The organism is Kitasatospora sp. NPDC051914, assembly GCF_040680995.1.
GTDB lineage: Bacteria > Actinomycetota > Actinomycetes > Streptomycetales > Streptomycetaceae > Kitasatospora.
Genome location: NZ_JBFAXX010000001.1, coordinates 356,848 through 373,202 on the forward strand (window position 1 = coordinate 356,848; position 16,355 = coordinate 373,202).

Genomic DNA, 16,355 nt, shown 5'->3' on the forward strand with positions numbered 1-16,355 from the left:
TGTTCAGGCCGCCCAGGTCCGCAGGACGGCGGCGAGGTCGGCCGCGGTGGAGCCCGCGCGCCCCAGTTCGGCGGCCATGGAGGTGACCCGCTCCTGGTCCAGCCTGACCGCGACCCCGCTGGCCACCAGGTAGCCGTGCGCGACGGCCACGGCCACCCGGAGGTTGGAGCGCTCCAGCCAGGGCAGCCGGCCGAGCGTGTGCGCGAGGGCCGCGGCCCTCGCGAAGGCCCCGTCGTAGACGTCCCGCCCGGCGACCACCGCCCGGTGCCGCTCCACGGCGGCGATCGCCACGCCGTAGTCGACCGGAGCGGGATCGCCCACCCCCGCCCGCTCGGCCACCTCGAGGATCCACGCGAGATCGACGTGCAGGATCACGCCGCCTCGATCCCGCGGGCCGGACGGCCGCCGCGGTCGGCGGCCCCGCCCCTGCGGGCGCCCACCTGAGTCTTCGCCATACCGCCGAAGATAGCAGGTGATAGCAGGCGGCCGCCGACGGCTCGCCACCCGGGAGGCGCGGGCCGCCGGCGGAGTGGTGCACCCGCACCCGGGCCGCCTCGCGCGAGACGCCGAGCAGCTCGGCGAGGCGCTGGTGGCTCACCCGGCCGTCCCGCCGAGAGTGGTCGGCCGTCGCGGCAAGCCGGTGGCCGCGGCCCCGCCGGTCACGGCGGAGCCCCGGCCCGCGAGGTGCCGACGGGCAGCGGGTCGTCAGCCCGGCCCGCGGCGCTGCTCGCGGCCGCGGGGCGCTCCGGCCGGATCCCCGTCGCCGGTCCCGGGGACGTCCGCCGTCCGGCGGCGCACCGCGCCGAGGTAGTGGACGGTGAACTTGACGGCGGCCACGATCAGCACGACCGGGATCACCCAGTTGAGCCAGTCGTCCCCTCCGGTCGTGTGCACCGCGATCGCCCCCAGCACCGAGATCAGCGCGAAGGTCAGTCCCCACACCGCGGTGAGCACCCGGTTGACGTGCCGGAAGACCGGGTTGTCCCAGTACTCCTCCGGGACCGACTCCCGCGCGTACTGGGCGGTGAACGGGTCGAACAGCAGCGAGGCGAACGCCACCACCGCCAGCACGCCGGAGGAGATGACCTGCGCGTACGTCTCCAACCAGTCCAGGTCCTGCTGGTCCAGGACGAGCGCCAGCACGGTCATGACCGCGAAGAAGGCGATCCCGACCACGTTCAGGAGCTTCCATCCCCGCCGCCCGCCCGTCGGCCAGCCCAGGACGACGCCGGTGACCAGGGCGGCCAGGGCCGCGTACTCCCAGGTGCTCGGGCCCGCCACCACGTCGAAGACGACCCAGGGGGCGATTCCCGCGAAGTACCCGATGCTGCGGCCGGCCGGACGTTCTCCCCGTCCTTCGCCCAGGTGTCCCAACAACTTCCCTCCAAGCTCCGTGGACGGTCCCCCTCCTCGATCCTGGGCGACGCGCGGACCGCCTGCACTCCCGGGCACCCGGAGCGGGCCGCCGCCGCCCGGCGGGCCGGTCGTCCGTCGTTTCGCCGCATCCGGGTGTGCCGCGGCCGATCCGGGCAAGGCGCGGTGCACGAGGCGCGGCGCCGGTCACGGGGCCGCCGCCGTTCACCGACGCGAAAGGAACGATCTGTCGTGACTGTGACCTCCCGGCTTCCCGGTCCGCTCCACCAGCGCTGGGACTGGCAGTTGCAAGGCGCCTGCCGAGGCTCCGACGCGGGGCTGTTCTTCCACCCGCCCGGAGAACGCGGCCGGGCCCACGACGAACGGGAGGAAGCCGCGAAGCGGATATGCGGGCACTGCCCGGTGCGGGCCGAATGCCTGGCCCACGCCCTGGGTGTCCGCGAGCCCTACGGGGTGTGGGGCGGCATGGGCGAGGACGAGCGCAGGGCCTTCATGGGCCCCGCCCGGCCCGCACGTCCGGACCGGGCGCAGCCCGCGTCGGGCGGACGCGCCGGGCCCGGCGGCAGGCGCCCCGGCGGTCACCGGCCGGCCGGGAGCCCGCCCGGTTCGTAGTCGTACAGCCAGCCCGTCGCCCGGGGGTAGAACCGGGGGAAGACGAACGGCATGACCAGGTTCCGGAGCCGGGCGGTGACCGGGCCGGCGGTCTTGGCGTCGCGGTTCGCGCTCGCGGCCTTCGCCATCCTGCCGATGCGCCGGTCGCGGAGCCCGTCGTAGGCGGCCAGGGCGGCGGGGACGGTGGCCGCCCGGTGGAGCTCGCGGGCGAGGACCACGGCGTCCTCGATCGCCATGGAGGCCCCCTGGCCCGCCCCGACGGGGTGCGCGGCGTCGCCGATCAGCACGGTCCGGTCGTCGTGCCGGCGCGGCACCGGAGCGAGGACGTGGTGCAGGGTCGCGGCGTCGATCCGCTGGGCGGCCCGGAGGACGTCGAGGGGCCGCTGCTCCGTGCGGTACAGCCCGCTCAACTCGGCGATGCCGACCGCGGCGAGGTCGGGCGCGCGGGGTGCGGCCACCTGGGCCGACCACCAGGTGGTGCCGTCGGGCGCGGGCAGATGGATGAACACGCCGCACTTCGCGAAGGTCATGTTGAACGTCCCGGGATCGCCGTGGACCCCGTCCGAGACGCCCGAGACGCTGTAGAGGCCGGCGTAGGCGGGCTCGGGTGCGGACGGGTCCAGGCCGCGGCGGGTCGCCGACCGGATCCCGTCGGCGCCGATCACCAGGTCGGCGTCGGCGAGGTCCGGGTCGGCGGGTGCCGGTCGGTGGCCGGTGACGATGCGGGCCCCCGCCCGCCCGGCCGCGGTCCGCAGCACCCCGACCAGGTCGGCGCGCATCAGGGTGACGCTGTGCAGCGGGTCGTCCGCCGCCCGTCCACGGGGTACGTCGCCGAGCAACCTGCCCGTGTCGCCGGCCCACATCCGCTGCCGGGCGACCGGGAAGCCGGCGGCCCGGACCTCGTCCAGACATCCGAGGGCGTCCAGGCCGCGGAGCCCGTTGACCGCCAGGCTCACGAACGAGCCGACCGGCCCGGCCGGGTCCTCGTACGCCTCGTGGACCGTCACCTCCGCGCCGATCCTGCGCAACGCGACCGCGACCGCGGCCCCGGCCACCCCGGCCCCCACCACGACGACCTTCATGTCCCCTCCATGAATTCTGATTCATTGAATCCAGATTCACTGAACTCGCCGTCAGTATGCTGGGGGCCGGATCGCCGGTCAAGAAGGGAAGTGCCGCATGGGCGTACGCAAGGCGAGGGCAGCCGAAACCAGGGCGGCGCTCCTGGAAGCCGCCCGCCGGCAGTTCGTGGAACGCGGCTACCTGAACACGAAGATCACGGACATCACCGCCGACGCCGGGCGGGCCACGGGCTCCTTCTACGCCCACTTCGCCGACAAGGAGGAACTCCTCCAGGCGCTCCTCGCCGAGGTCCACGGCCAGGCGCGGGAACACGTCCGGGAACACGGCGGCCATCCGCGCGACCACGACCTGGCGGACCGGGAACAGCTCCACACCCACCTGGAGGCGGCCTGGCGGACCATGCGCGACAACCTGCCGGTCGTGATCGCGCTGTTCGAGTCGACCATGGCCGACGCCCCGCACTCCGGCCGGGCGTGGCAACGCCTCACCCAGGACACCGACATGCTCCGCGACCACCTGGAGTACATGCGCGACCGCGGCAACCCCCTGCCGGGCGACCCCACCCTCGTGGCCGCGGCCATGGGCGGCATGCTCTCGATGCTCGCCTACGCGCTGCTCACCTCGGAGTCGGCCGGCAGGCCCGACGAGGAGGTCGTCGACACCCTCACGGACCTCCTGCTCCACGGCCTGACCGGGCCCGGCCGCCCCGATCGGGACGGCACGGGCGCCGGGTAGGAGCGCGGAGCAGGGACCACGGCACGGCTGCTTCTGGACGGCCGTGCCGGCCCGGAGCGATTCCCGGTGTTTTCTAACGCGTCATCCGCTCGAGCAGAGGTCGTCCTGCGGGCAGAACATGACCCAGACGCTGTTGTAGCCGGATCGGACGGTCACACTGACCGGGTCGGGGCCGGCGTTGACGTACGACCCCGGGTCGGCCGTCGCGGTGAAGGTGACGGTGGTGCCGACCGGGAAGGACGCGGCGCAGGAGCCGGTCGGGTACTCCTGGTAGGTGTCGCTGTACGGCTCCCACGCCTCCTGGTGGCAGTTGATGCCGGCCGGCTGGCTGGTGATGGTGCCGCCGCCCCAGCCGTCGCTGACCCAGGAGTACAACTGGCCCTGGTCCGGGGTGGCGGCCCCGGCCGCGAGCGGGGCGGCGGTGCCGAGGGCGGCCGCGGTCGCGAGGGCGGTGGTGACGACGATCGTGCGCCGGGCGGCGACGGTGCCCAGTCGGTGCAGGGCGGGTCGAATGCTCACGACGGCCGCCTCCCGGGGTCGTACGGGTGACCCGCAGGGGCGGCGCGGTGGACGGGTGACGCGGTGGTGTCGGGGTCGGTGTTCATGGGCGGCTTCCTTGTTGCTCTGGGCGAACCCCGCTTCCCAGTGTCCCCTCGAACCGGCCCGTGCAACACCCCTCTCCGGGAGCCAACTCCCTGTTGCCCCCACGAACACTGAGCATGACCTGGGCACAGTTCCCGGGACGGGCGGGCCGGTTCGTTGCTTGAGGGCTCAACACCATTGCTTGAGGGCTCAACAGAGGACCTGTCCACATGTCGCCCCGGCCCGGACGGTCAGCGGCCGTCGATCAGGGCCTCCGCGAGCTCGGGGGAGAAGACACCGGCGGCGGGGGAACCGGCCGGGCACTGGGCGGAGTTGCCGTCCGAGTCGCCCGGGCTCTTGATCCAGAGGCGGTACTCGGCGGTGCCGGCTGCGCCGCTGCCCGCACGGGAGGTGACGCCGAGCTTGCGTCCGGCGGGGTTGCAGAAGCCCACGTGCCCGCTGCCCGGCACACCCGGGGTCAGGTAGCCGCCGTTGCCGTTGCGCGAGGTGTCCACCACCCAGCGGGAGACGATGCCCCGGTCGGCCTTGAGCCGGGCGGCCAGCCGGCTGCCGTAGTCGTCGGAGACCGCGTCGGAGTCGAAGTTGGAGACGTTCACCGCGAAGCCGCGGGTCATCGAGACGCCGGAGCTGTCGAGCAGTTCCGCCATCCGCCCGAGGCCGATGCCCCGGGTGTCGTCCAGGTCCGGGCCGAGCGTCCAGGTGGCGTTGCCCGCGTCCAGGTACGTCTGCACGAGGCCGCCCTGCTGCTGCAGGCGCTGTGCCGCGTACCGGAGCATGTCGAACCGCGCCTGCTCGCCGCCCTTCATGCAGCCCGCGTCCGAGGACTGGGCCACGGCGTCCGGCTCCAGGACGACGACGGCGGGGCGTCCGGCGATGCCCCGGGCGAATTCGTCGATCCAGGCCTTGTACTTGGCCGGGTCGCCGGCGCCGCCCGAGGAGGCCCCGCCGCAGTCCCGCCCGGGGATGTCGTACGCGACCAGGACGGGCAGCCGGCCCTGGGCGGCCGCGGCACCCACGTAGCCGCCGACCTCCGCGCCGATGCCGGTGGCCGGGTTGCCGTCGGCGTCCCAGTCGCCGAACCACTTCACCGTGTTCCGGTCCGCGATCGCCGACCCGATCTTCGCGGCGCGGCCGTCCGCGGGGTGCTTGCCGACCCAGGTGGCGGCGTTGTTGCCGGGGTCGACGTAGAAGCCCTCGCGGGCGGTGGAGGTGGTCAGCGAGACGTTGTCGAAGGTGAACACCGTCCTGGCCGGCAGGCCGCCGAGCTGGAGCGTGATCGCGCCGTCGACCGTGTCGACCTGCGAGGTGAACGTCCAGCTGAAGTGCTTGGACGCGGTACCGACGGCGGCGTCCTCGGCCAGCGTCGTCGTCCAGGGGCCGTCGTTGAGCTGGACGGTCGCCTTGATCGCCGCTGCGGCGGTGGCCTTCGCGTCGAACGAGAGCGTGTAGCGGGCGCCCTTGCGCAGCCTGAGGTCGGCCTGGCCGACCATCGCGTCCCAGAGGTTCACCGGGCCGCCGGCCGACGTCCTGGACTCGACCGTCGCCGTCAGGGCGCCGCCCGTTGCGGCGAGAGCGGCCTTCTGCGACCACCAGGAGGCGGTCCCGGAGGCGAACGTGCCGTTGAGGGCGAGTTCACCGTAGACGGCCTGGGAGGGGGCGGCCGAGGAGGAAGGTGCGGCGGTGCCCAGCAGGGCGGCCGCCACGGCCGCGGGTACGGTCACGGCGCGGAGCCGGCGGCGGGTGGTCGTCATCCTCACGTCCTTGCGTCGGGGTCTTCCGGTGTGCCGATCACCTGATGGGTGATCAACGGACCACCCTACGGACGGAATCGCGTCGTGCAGGGCGGGGTTCACTTACCGACGGACGCAGGGAGCGTGCGGTCGGGAACGGTCGGCCGGGAAGACCGCCGGTAGAGCGGGTGCGCCGTACAACTGTCGAGCCGGGCTCCCGCACCGGCCCTCCGGGCGAAGGGCACCCGGCGGTCCCGGTGGCGCGGGTGTCGGTGGTGGGCGGTAGGAACGGTCCGTGACCACCGCATTCAGTGACGCGCTCCTGCAGGCCGCCGAGTACCACGCCGTGTGGGGGGCCGAGCAGCTCGAAACGCTCAACACCCATGTCCCGGGCGGGCCGTGGCCGGCGGCGCCGCCCTCAGAGCCCGCGGGCGACGGTGGCGAGCACGGTCTCGACGGCGAGCCGCACCCGGTCGGCGGGGAGGTCGTGCAGCGGGCCGTCCACGAGCAGGTCGGCCAGGCCGTGCACGGCGGACCAGGCCGCGTACTCCGCGCCGGGCCGCCGCTCGGGCGGGATCGCGCCGACCTCGACGAGCTCGTCGAGGCGGGCGGCGAGCAGGGTGTACGGGTCGGTGCTGCCGGCCCCGGGATCCGGTCGTGGCAGCCCGCCGCCGTGCGCGGCGGCGCCGGAGAAGGCGGTGCGGAACCAGCCGTGCTCGGTGAGGGCGAAGTCGACGTAGGCGCGGCCGATGGCCGCCAGCCGGGCCCAGGCGCGGGGGACCGGTTCTTCCTCGGCGACCTGGTCGGTGCGGCGGACCATCAGCAGGCCGAGCTGTTCCATGCAGCGGGCGGCGACGGCGGCCAGCAGCTCCCGGTGGTCGGCGAAGTGCCGGTAGGCGGCGTTGTGGGAGACGCCGGCCTCGCGGCTGACTGCGCGCAGCACCACGGCCGACGGCCCGCCGGCACGGGCCAGCGCGACGCCGGCGGTGACCAGGGCCTCGCGGAGGTTGCCGTGGTGATATGTCCGTTTCTCCAAGGTTTCACCGCCTTCGGGGCCAGGTGTTGACAGTGTCCACTTTGGGTGGAAACGTGTCAATCACCGCATGTTGTCGCTGTCAACATGCCCGGCGGATGGAGCCGCTCATGCCCGCCCTCACCCCTCGCCGCCGCGCGCTCGTCCTGGCCACGGTCTGCCTCGCCGCCTTCGCGATCAACCTCGACACCACGATCGTGAACGTGGCCCTGCCGGACCTGAGCCGGGAGCTGGGCGCCACCACCCGCGACCTGCAGTGGGTCGTCGACGGCTACAACCTGGCCTTCGCCGCGCTGGTGCTCGCCGCGGGCTCGCTCGGCGACCGGTTCGGCCGCCGGCCCGCCCTGCTGCTCGGGCTCGCCGGGTTCGCCGCCACCAGTGCGCTCGGCAGCGCGGCCGGTTCACCGGCGGCCCTGGTGGCGGCCCGGTTCGCCATGGGCGCCTGTGCGGCGATCATCTTCCCCACCACGCTGTCGATCATCACCAACACCTTCCCCGACCGCCGTTCCAGGGCCAAGGCGGTCGGCGTGTGGGGCGCCGTCACCGGCCTCGGCGTCGCGGTCGGCCCGGTGGTCGGCGGCCTGCTGCTGGCCCACTTCGGCTGGCCGTCGGTGTTCCTGGCGCTGGTGCCGGTCGCGCTCGTCGCACTGGCCGCGACCTGGGCCTGGGTGCCGGAGTCGAGCGAACCCGCCGCTGCGCGCCTGGACCTGCCCGGGCTGGCCGCCTCCTCGGCCGCCATCGGCATCCTGGTCTACACGATCATCGAGGCGCCGAACCGCGGCTGGGGCGCCCCCGCCACCGTGGCCGGCTTCGCCGCCACCTCCGTGCTCACCGCGGCCTTCGTCCGGATCGAGCGCAGCCGCGCCCACCCGATGATCGACATGACGCTCTTCCGCACCCCGGCCTTCTCGGCCGCCAGTGGCTCGGTCACCCTCGCCTTCTTCGCCCTCTTCGGCTTCATCTTCCTGGTGACCCAGTACTTCCAGTTCATCCGTGGCTACGGCACGCTCTCCACCGGTGTGCGCATCCTGCCGGTCGCGCTGACCATCGCCGTCGGCTCGCTCGGCGGGGTCGCCCTGGTCGCCCGGCTCGGCACCCGCGCCGTGGTCACCACCGGCCTCGTCCTGCTCGGCATCTCCTTCGCCTGGATCGCGGCCTCGCCCGCCTTCATGTCCTACGAACGGATCGTCGGCCAGATGGTGCTGATCGGCCTCGGCCTCGGACTGACCACCGCCCCGGCCACCGAGTCGATCCTCAGCGTGCTGCCGCCGGCCAAGGCCGGTGTCGGCTCCGCGGTCAACGACGCCACCCGCGAGGCGGGCGGCACGCTCGGCGTCGCCGTCCTGGGCTCGGTGTTCACCTCGCTCTACGCGAGCCGCCTCGCCGAGACCGCCTTCGCCGGCCTGCCGCCGCACACCGCCGCGGCCGCCGAGGACTCGGTCGCATCCGCCCTCGGCACCGCCGCGGGCCTCGGCCGGGCCGACCTGCTGACCGCCGTCCAGTCCTCCTTCATGGACGCCTTCCACCTGGCCTGCCTGGTGGCCGCCGGCGTCTGCCTGATCGGCGCGGTCGCCGCCCGGCTCGCCCTCCCCGGACGCCACACCGCCGGCCCGACGCCGGCCGCGGCCCGGCCGGCCGAGCACCGCACCGCCGTACGGGCGGGGCAGCGGCGACCCTGACCCGACTGACCGGCGGACGGCTCGAACGTCCCCGCCGCCGGACCGACGCTCCGCCCGAGGGAGTGTCGGTCCGCGTGCGCGGTGTCCCGATACCGGTCGAGGAGCGCTTCGCGCAGCAGTGGCACCACGCCGGTCCACCGGCCGACCGGCCGATTCAGATGCCGGGGCCGGTGGAGTCGGAGCCGGGGCCGGTGGAGCCGGAGCCGAGGGCCCAGTACTCGGAGTAGCCCACAACGCGGTCGGAACGGCTGACGACGTCCCTGGCCGTCCGCCCGCCGAGCATGCCGGTCCGGGCCGCGAAGACCGGCAGCAGGACCCGCAGGGCGCGGCGCCCGTGGAGCGCGACCAGCAGGGCTGCCTCGTCGGCCGGTCCGGGGCGGTCCACCGGGCGGGCCGCCGTCCGAGGGGCCGGGGGCAGCGGGTGGAGCCGCCTCCGGCGGGCGAGCTCGCGGCGGCCGGCGGCGGTCCGGGGGCCTGCGGCGAACAGTGCCAGGCACGCTGCGACGACCGGTGCGCCCAGGACGGCGGAGCCGTGCAGGATCGCGGCCGCCGCAGCGCCCGCGGCGCCAAGTGCGACCACGTACGCCGCGGTCCTCCGGAGGCGCCCGCAGAGCAGGTGACGGGCGACCAGCTCCCGCCGCAGCCCGCGCCGGGCCCGGAGCACCACGGGCAGCGCCGCCACGTCGGCGAGCGCGAGCGGTCTCGCCAGAGCGCTGCGCACCGCCCGGTGCAGTGGTGTCGGCGTGCCGGGCGGCTTCGCCGACCCCTGGAGCCGCAGCCGTCCGCCGCGGTCGGCGTCGAGCGGGCCCGCGAGCCGGTATTCGACGACGGCGACCACGAGGGCGGCCCTCGAACCCCCACGGAGTGCCGCGAGGTGCGCGGTGGTCAGGCCGTCCGTCCGGCCGCGCAGCGGCCACAGGAGCAGGAGTGCAGCAGTGACGAGCCCGGCCAGTGCCCAGGCCGCCCAGAACGTTCCCATCATCGACCTCCGGGTGCGGGAAGGGGCGGCGGCGGGGGAGCACTGCAGCGACCGCTGCCGTCGGCTTGAACGGACGAATTCCCGAACTGGACTCCTCCAAGCCGGACTTGAGCACCATCAGAGGTTTCTTCCGACGGCGGCCGCGCCGGTCGCGTACGCGTGGGTGCCGCGTGATTCCTACCCGCTGGTACGCTGCCGCGCGGCATCGATGCCCCGGCACCGTCCGCAGACCACGACGACCGGCCACGACGCCCGCCGGCGTCCGAGACGCCTGGAGGCCCCGTGCGAGTGCACCACCTGGACTGCGCCACCATGTGCCCCATCGGCGGCCGACTCCTGCTCGGCAGCGGCGGACCGCTGGTCGGCAGATTGTCCGCACACTGCCTGCTGATCGAGGGCCCGACGGGGCTGATCCTGGTCGACACCGCATTCGGGGCCGACGACGTCGCCGACCCGCGGCGGCTCGGCCGGCAGTTCCTGTCGGTCGTCAGGCCCCGGCTCGACCTCGCGCGCACGGCACTGCACCAGGTCCGCGCGCTCGGGTACCGACCCGAGGACGTGCGCCACATCGTGCTGACCCACCTCGACCTGGACCACGCGGGCGGGATCGGCGACTTCCCGCACGCCCGGATCCACGTCCTCGACGACGAACTCCGGGCCGCCCGGGCCCGGTCCACCCGCGCAGAACGGGACCGCTACCTCCCGGCGCAGTGGGCGCACGGCCCGCTCTGGGTGGAACACCCGCGGGAGCGTGCCACCGAGAGCTGGTACGGCCTGCAGGGGATCCGGATCCTGCCGGGCGAAGTGCCCGACCTGCTCCTGGTGCCGCTGGCCGGCCACTCCCGCGGCCACTGCGGCGTCGCCGTCCGCGAGGCCGACGGCTGGCTGCTCCACTGCGGCGACGCGTACTTCTCGCACACCGACGTCGACCCCCGATCCCCGCGCCGCCCGCTCGGCCTGACGGCCTTTCAACGCCTGGTGGCCGTCGACGACCGCGCCCGCCGCGAGACCCTCGAACGCCTCTGCGACCTGCGCCGCACCCACGCCGACGAGGTCCGGCTGATCTGCGCCCACGACCCGTTCGACCTCACTGCCGCGGCGGGCCGCTGATCGGTGTGCGCCCCTGAGCCGACCACCCGAGTGCCCTTGAGAACGGCGGGGGGCGTCCGCCCTGGTCAACGGGGGGCGGTAGGCCCCGTCGGGCCGGACGCCTCGGCCCCGTGCCGAACGCGGTGGCGGCCACGCCACAGGAGCAGCCCGAGCTGTGGGAACGGGTCCGCGCTGCCGCAGAGGTGACGGGGGAGCGGCCGCCGGACGAGCTCCACCTGGTCGCCGAGGCCAACGCGGCGGTCGCCGTGGCCGGGGCGCTGCTTCCGAAGGCCCGGCCGACCGGGATCAGTTCGCGGACGCGGAAGGCCCGGCGGGCCGTGCCAGATCTTCCAGATGTGCGCTCAGCACGTCGAGGCACGCCCGGGCGTCCAGGATGTCGGGGTGCAGTACGCCGCTGAGGCCGAGGCCGTCGAGCAGGGCCGTCAGCCGTTCGGTCTCCAGGCCGAGGTCGAGCCCGGGGCGCAGGGTGCCCGATGCCTCGAGCCGGGCGAGCACCCGGTGCACCAGCTTTCTGGTGCCTTCGGCGGCCCGGTGCGTCAGGTCGCCGAAGGCGGGGTCGGTGCGGGCGGCCGTGTTGAAGTCCAGGAAGACGGTGACCTCGGCGCGGCGGCGTTCGTCGAGCGGCAGGAGCTCGGCCAGGAGCCCGGTTGCGAGCCGGAGTCGTTCCGGCCGGGGCAGGCGGTCGAGGTCCCCGATCCGGCCGAGGTGTTCGAGCAGCCGACCGCCGACCCGGTCGAGCATCGACTGCATCGCGAACCGCATCAGGTCCTGCTGACCGGCGAAGTAGTGGCGCAGCGAGCCGATGTTGAGTTCGGCCTCGTCGGCGACGGCGCGCAGCGAGGTGCGCTGGAGTCCGTCGCGGACGACGACGCGGAACAGCGCATTGACGACGAGGCGGCGCCGTGCCTCCGGATCCACGTACCTGGGCATGGAACCTTTCTATCACGGCTGTGATACAACGGGATGTATCACAGCCGTGATAAAACCGATGGAGGGTTCCTCGTGGAGACGTTCCTCAATCTCATGCTGATCAGGTTCGGCCTGGTCGTCGGCGGTCTCGTCGTGCTGGCGCTGCTGGTCTTCGCCGTCGCCCTGCACTTCAAGCGCAGGGGCAGGCTCGACGAGGTGCGCCGGTACGCGGACCCCGTGGTGAAGGCCGGGCTGCGCGCCGTCGCCCGGCAGCTCGAGAGCAGGAGCAGCGGCAGCGGCAGCTCCTGGTCGCGGCGGACGGACGGCCGGCGGTGACCGGCCTCGCCGTGGAGTCGTCCGAACTCCTGCACCACCTGCTGCTGGACCGTGCGGTCAAGGTCGCGATCGTCGTCGTGGCGCTGGGTGTCCTGGCGCTGGGGATGGTGGTGATCTGGCGGAGGGCCGGACGTGGAAAGGACCGTGACGGCAGTGCCGGCACCGGTCCGCGTCGGCGCGGTGTCACGGTGCGCCGGTCGACACCCAGATCTTGACGGTGCTGCCCGGGTCGATGCGGGCGGCGCTGTCCGGCTCCTGCTTGACCACCTCGCCGCGCGGCCAGATGTTGTCCGGCACGTGGTGCTCCTCCAGCTTGAGCCCGCCGATCTCGGCGCAGGCGCGCGCGGCCTCCACGGTCTTGTACTGGAGTTGCGGCGCCTGCGGGCGTTCCCCGGTCGAGCGGTCGCAGCCGGACAGCTCGCCCACGGCCCTGGGGTCGCCACCCGTGGAGATCCAGACCTTGACGGTGCCGCCGACCGCGATGTCCTCCGACTCCGGCTCCTGCCGGGAGACCTGGCCGGCGGGTGTGAACGGGTCCTGGACCCTGCCGGCCTCCACGAACACCAGGTGGGCGATCTCGGCGCAGACCTCGGCCGTGGAGGCCGTCCTGCCCTTGAGCCAGGGGGTGGGAACCTTGCCGTGGTGCTCCTCGGTCTCGCACACCGAGAGCTCGCCCTTGGCCCGCGGGTCGCCGCCCTGGGACACCCAGACGGTGACGGTCTCCCCCCGCTTGACCGACCCGGTGGTCTCCGGCTCCTGGCGGGTGACGGTGTCCTTGTTGCTCTTGGTGCCGCTGACGGTCTTGCGGTCCACCTTGAGTCCGGCGATCTCCGCACAGGTCTGCGCCTCGGCCGCGGACATGCCGGTGAACGACGGCGGGTCGAAGGTGCCGTCCCGGGACACGTACGGGTCGCACCCCATGAACGCCCCGGTCGCCCTCGGGTCGGGGGTGTAGCTGCTGTGGGTGGTGATGCCCGGAAGCAGGTACTGCGCACCGAGCACGCCCGCGGCCAGCACGAGGACGGCGACCGGGAGCGAGGCCCAGCCGGCGACCTTGAGGGAGCGACGGATCTGCCGGGAGTGCGCCTGCAGCATCCCCGAGGTCAACCGGACGCCCGCCGTGAACGCGTCGGCCGCCCAGGCGTCCGCGGCATCGGTACGCGCCGTGGACCCTCCTGCGGTTCCGGTCCCACCGCCGCGGGGAGCTCCGCCGGCGGGGCCGGCTCCGGCCTCGGAGCCTGCACCGCCGTGCGTGCCCGTCCCTCCGGCGGGCCGGGCGTCCGCGCCGCCGTCCGCGTCGGCCGCGGCACCGATGCCCTCCGCCGTGACGGTGGCGGCGGAGTGCAGGGAGTGTGGCCGGTCGACCAGCGTGGCGGACCGGCCGTCGGCGAGCCGGCGGACGTCGTCGGCCATGGCCCGGGCGCTCCGGTACCGCTCCGCCGGGTCCTTGGCGAGGGCGCGGGCCACGACCGCGTCGACACCCGGGGGCAGCGAGGGGTTGAGCGAGGACGGGACCGGCGGCGCCTGCTGGACGTGCTGGTAGAGCACGCTCATCGTCGACTCCCCGTCGAACGGGACCGTGCCGGTGGCGAGTTCGAAGAGCATGCAGCCGACGGAGTAGAGGTCGGAGCGGGCGTCGGCCGGCTTCCCCCGTGCCTGCTCGGGGGAGAGGTACTGGGGTGTGCCGAGCACGGTGCCGGTGCGGGTCATCGCGGTGGCGTCCGACTGCAGGGCGCGGGCGATGCCGAAGTCCATCACCTTGACCGTGCCGTCGTCCGCCGTCATCACGTTGGCGGGCTTGATGTCCCGGTGGATCAGCCCCTGCCGGTGGCTGTGGTCCAGCGCGTCCAGCACGGCGGCGATGACCGCCAGCGCACGGTCCAGCGGCACCGTGCCGCCGGCGGGACCGGCCGCCCGCTCCCGGACGAGCTCGCGCACCGACCGGCCCGACACGTACTCCATGACGATGAACCGGACGGTGCTGCCGTCGGCCCCGGTGTCCTCGCCCGTGTCGTGCACGGCCACGATGTTGGCGTGGTTGAGCCCCGCGACCCCCTGGGCCTCCCGGCGGAAACGCTCGCGGAAGGACGGGTCGCGGGCCAGGTCGGAGTGCAGGGTCTTCACCGCGACGGTGCGGCCCAGCAGGGTGTCCCGGGCGCGGTACACGGACCCCATGCCGCCCTCGCCGAGAGGTGCCTCCAGCACGTAACGGCCCTGCCCGACCGATCCGATCGGCTCCGGCGAGTGCGCGTTCCCGCTCTCCCCGACGTCCATGTCCCCCGCCTCGTCCCCCTGCGACCGCCACGGTGCGAGGCCCACCGTGTGATTGACGGCCCTTCACCGACCGGTACGGGCCCGGCCTCTACCGCCCGTCCCGCGCTCTGTGCATGTCAGGTGACCGTATCGTGCCGTCCGTCCGCGCGTCGAACCGATACCCGCCACAGGGGCGCCGCCGCGGCCCGGCCCGCACGCAACGGCGGGACCGGGCCGCGGCTCCTCGCACGGCCGGCTCAGCCCTATGGCTGCTGCCCGGGCTTGTCGACGATCGCCCGGCTCAGTACGGCGGTCTCGGCAACCACGTCGCCGGGCTTGCCGAAGGTGCCTGCGCTCACCACGATCTGGCGCTCGCCGAGGTACTCGAAGGTCTTCCGGTCGAAGATCCACTCGACCCGGACGCCGGCGCTCGAGGTGAGGCCCACCGCCACACCGTGCCGTCCGGAGGCGTCGACCGAGTCCTCGATCACTTCGACCCCCGGGATCTTCGCGGCGGCCCGGTAGAGCGCGGCGGCGACGGCCGGCGGGGCGATCTGCTCGCGCAGCAGGTCGCCGATGGTGCCGAAGGGGCGCTGCTCCGTCCAGCGCTCGGTGCGCGGTTCGGAGTTGAGCAGCTTGAACATCTCGTCCGGGTCCGTGGGCAGGCCGGCCAGGTACCGGTACGTCGGACCGTGCAGGTCGGGGCTGGTGTTGGTGTCGAGCGGCAGGGTGCCGTCGGGGTTCGCCCCGTCCCTCCTGAGGGACTCCGGGTCGGTGCCCGAGACCAGGGTGCGGTCGAGCAGCAGGCCCTTCCTGCTGCCGTCGACCGAGAGCCAGACCTCCCGCTCGTGGAGCTTGCCCGGGATCGGCCCGTCCGGCGTTCCGTCCGGGAACTTCACCAGCGACTTCACATGGACGAACTGGCTGTCCTTCACCTCCGGGGCGGGCTTGGCCGCCGCCACCTGTGCGATCCGGTCGAGCAACTGCACCGGGGCGGACGGTTTCACGGGCGTGCCCGACGCCGCCGATGCGTTCGGCGTTCCCGGCGACGCCGGTCCGACCGCCGCGGGCGGCGGCACCGGGCCCGTACCGCCTCCGGTGTTCAGCACCACGGCCAGCGACAGCGCGCCGGCCAGGGCGGGCAGGGCCACCCAGCCGATCCGTCGCACGGGCCGGGCGGTCGTGGCGTTCTCCCTGTTGATCTCGCTCATCAGATGTTCCCTCAACAGCTGGTGGCGGTCGGCGGGAAGCACCGGCCCGTCCTGCTCCGGCATGCCGTTCATGAGACCCTCCCCTGTGTCGACCGGACCGCTCCGACGCGGCCACCCCGTACCTGTCCGCTGCCCCTGGCGGGTTCCGTGCGATCCCGCATCGCGGCCAACTCGTCCTCGGCCAGGGTTCGCAGGCGGGCCCGCGCCCGGGAGAGCCGGGACCGTACGGTGCCGATCGGCACCCCGAGCGCCTCGGCGGCGGACGCGTAGTCGAGGCCGGACCACACGCAGAGCGCGAACACCTCCCGCTCGCCGCGTCCCAGCCTGGACAACGCCCGGCGGGTCGCCGCCAGTTGGGCGCTGTCGTCGAGCCGTTCCACCAGCTCCTCGGTGAAGTCCGGCACGGTCTCGCGCACCGGCATCCGGGCCAGCGCGGCCCGGTGCCGGCGGGCGGCACGCGCGGTGTTGCGCAGCACGTTGGCGGCGATGCCGAACAGCCAGGGCCGTACGGTGCCGCCGTCCTCCTGCAGCTTGCCGCGCAGCCGCCACGCCTCCAGGAAGGTCAGCGAGACGGCGTCCTCGGCGGCCGCCCAGTCGCCCAACGCCCGCAGGGCGTACTGGAAGAGGCCGTCCGCATGGTCATCGAAGATCTCCCCGAAAGCGCTCTGGTGCCCGGCGCGCAGCCGGGACCGCAGTGACAGTTCCACA

The 16,355-nt window shown here is 74.1% G+C and carries 17 protein-coding genes; 6 read left to right on the forward strand and 11 right to left on the reverse strand.

Translation table 11 applies throughout. The features are described 5' to 3' along the window. Positions 1 to 3: 3 nt before the first annotated feature. Both AB0M03_RS01810 and AB0M03_RS01815 read right to left on the reverse strand, forming a co-directional pair. Entirely contained in the window at positions 4 to 375 is a 372-nt protein-coding gene (locus tag AB0M03_RS01810; protein WP_363487245.1) for a fic family toxin-antitoxin system, toxin component, read from the reverse strand. A gap of 330 nt (positions 376 to 705) precedes the next feature. Next, positions 706 to 1,377, reverse strand: a complete 672-nt coding sequence (locus AB0M03_RS01815) for a hypothetical protein (RefSeq protein WP_363487247.1) — start codon at positions 1,375 to 1,377, stop codon at positions 706 to 708. Between the two features lie 228 nt (positions 1,378 to 1,605). On the opposite strand from AB0M03_RS01815, the gene AB0M03_RS01820 reads away from it, so the two are divergent. Further along, positions 1,606 to 1,986 (forward strand): WhiB family transcriptional regulator, encoded by a 381-nt coding sequence (locus AB0M03_RS01820; protein WP_363487249.1) that lies wholly within the window; start codon positions 1,606 to 1,608, stop codon positions 1,984 to 1,986. Here the strand turns inward: AB0M03_RS01820 and AB0M03_RS01825 are convergent. After that, complete coding sequence (locus AB0M03_RS01825; RefSeq protein WP_363487251.1) at positions 1,953 to 3,068, reverse strand: FAD-dependent monooxygenase; 1,116 nt, start codon at positions 3,066 to 3,068, stop codon at positions 1,953 to 1,955. The two genes, AB0M03_RS01820 and AB0M03_RS01825, sit on opposite strands and share 34 nt — an antisense overlap. Before the next feature lie 97 nt (positions 3,069 to 3,165). Between AB0M03_RS01825 and AB0M03_RS01830 the strand changes: the two genes are divergently transcribed. Beyond that, complete coding sequence (locus tag AB0M03_RS01830) at positions 3,166 to 3,804, forward strand: TetR/AcrR family transcriptional regulator (protein ID WP_363487253.1); 639 nt, start codon at positions 3,166 to 3,168, stop codon at positions 3,802 to 3,804. A gap of 81 nt (positions 3,805 to 3,885) precedes the next feature. On the opposite strand, the gene AB0M03_RS01835 is transcribed toward AB0M03_RS01830, so the two are convergent. From AB0M03_RS01835 to AB0M03_RS01845, 3 genes are all read right to left on the reverse strand, one after another. Further along, positions 3,886 to 4,323 (reverse strand): hypothetical protein, encoded by a 438-nt coding sequence (locus AB0M03_RS01835; protein ID WP_363487255.1) that lies wholly within the window; start codon positions 4,321 to 4,323, stop codon positions 3,886 to 3,888. A 314-nt stretch (positions 4,324 to 4,637) separates the two neighbouring features. After that, entirely contained in the window at positions 4,638 to 6,158 is a 1,521-nt protein-coding gene (locus AB0M03_RS01840) for a glycoside hydrolase family 6 protein (protein WP_363487257.1), read from the reverse strand. A gap of 397 nt (positions 6,159 to 6,555) precedes the next feature. Further along, positions 6,556 to 7,173: a TetR/AcrR family transcriptional regulator gene (locus tag AB0M03_RS01845; protein WP_363487259.1), complete on the reverse strand. Its 618-nt coding sequence runs from the start codon at positions 7,171 to 7,173 to the stop codon at positions 6,556 to 6,558. 107 nt (positions 7,174 to 7,280) lie between these two features. On the opposite strand from AB0M03_RS01845, the gene AB0M03_RS01850 reads away from it, so the two are divergent. Further along, positions 7,281 to 8,849, forward strand: coding sequence for an MFS transporter (locus tag AB0M03_RS01850; RefSeq protein ID WP_363487262.1), 1,569 nt, complete (start codon positions 7,281 to 7,283; stop codon positions 8,847 to 8,849). Between the two features lie 154 nt (positions 8,850 to 9,003). Here AB0M03_RS01850 and AB0M03_RS01855 read toward each other — a convergent pair whose 3' ends face one another. Beyond that, a complete protein-coding gene (locus AB0M03_RS01855) occupies positions 9,004 to 9,828 on the reverse strand; it encodes a hypothetical protein (protein WP_363487264.1) in 825 nt (274 codons plus the stop codon). A gap of 282 nt (positions 9,829 to 10,110) precedes the next feature. On the opposite strand from AB0M03_RS01855, the gene AB0M03_RS01860 reads away from it, so the two are divergent. Next, positions 10,111 to 10,938, forward strand: a complete 828-nt coding sequence (locus tag AB0M03_RS01860; protein WP_363487266.1) for an MBL fold metallo-hydrolase — start codon at positions 10,111 to 10,113, stop codon at positions 10,936 to 10,938. A gap of 285 nt (positions 10,939 to 11,223) precedes the next feature. Here AB0M03_RS01860 and AB0M03_RS01865 read toward each other — a convergent pair whose 3' ends face one another. After that, positions 11,224 to 11,868 carry a TetR family transcriptional regulator C-terminal domain-containing protein gene (locus AB0M03_RS01865; protein WP_363487269.1) on the reverse strand — a complete coding sequence of 215 codons (645 nt, stop codon included), beginning with the start codon at positions 11,866 to 11,868 and terminating at the stop codon, positions 11,224 to 11,226. Between the two features lie 72 nt (positions 11,869 to 11,940). Here AB0M03_RS01865 and AB0M03_RS01870 point away from each other — a divergent pair, with 72 nt between their 5' ends. Beyond that, positions 11,941 to 12,183: a hypothetical protein gene (locus AB0M03_RS01870; protein ID WP_363487271.1), complete on the forward strand. Its 243-nt coding sequence runs from the start codon at positions 11,941 to 11,943 to the stop codon at positions 12,181 to 12,183. After that, positions 12,180 to 12,398: a hypothetical protein gene (locus AB0M03_RS01875; RefSeq protein WP_363487273.1), complete on the forward strand. Its 219-nt coding sequence runs from the start codon at positions 12,180 to 12,182 to the stop codon at positions 12,396 to 12,398. The genes AB0M03_RS01870 and AB0M03_RS01875 overlap by 4 nt, the downstream gene beginning before the upstream one ends. Here the strand turns inward: AB0M03_RS01875 and AB0M03_RS01880 are convergent. The 3 genes from AB0M03_RS01880 to AB0M03_RS01890 form a co-directional block, all read right to left on the reverse strand. After that, entirely contained in the window at positions 12,367 to 14,457 is a 2,091-nt protein-coding gene (locus AB0M03_RS01880) for a protein kinase (protein WP_363487275.1), read from the reverse strand. The genes AB0M03_RS01875 and AB0M03_RS01880 overlap by 32 nt on opposite strands. A gap of 242 nt (positions 14,458 to 14,699) precedes the next feature. After that, positions 14,700 to 15,719, reverse strand: a complete 1,020-nt coding sequence (locus tag AB0M03_RS01885) for a CU044_5270 family protein (RefSeq protein WP_363487277.1) — start codon at positions 15,717 to 15,719, stop codon at positions 14,700 to 14,702. Then, a complete protein-coding gene (locus tag AB0M03_RS01890; protein WP_363487279.1) occupies positions 15,716 to 16,354 on the reverse strand; it encodes an RNA polymerase sigma factor in 639 nt (212 codons plus the stop codon). The genes AB0M03_RS01885 and AB0M03_RS01890 overlap by 4 nt, the downstream gene beginning before the upstream one ends. Position 16,355 lies beyond the last annotated feature (1 nt).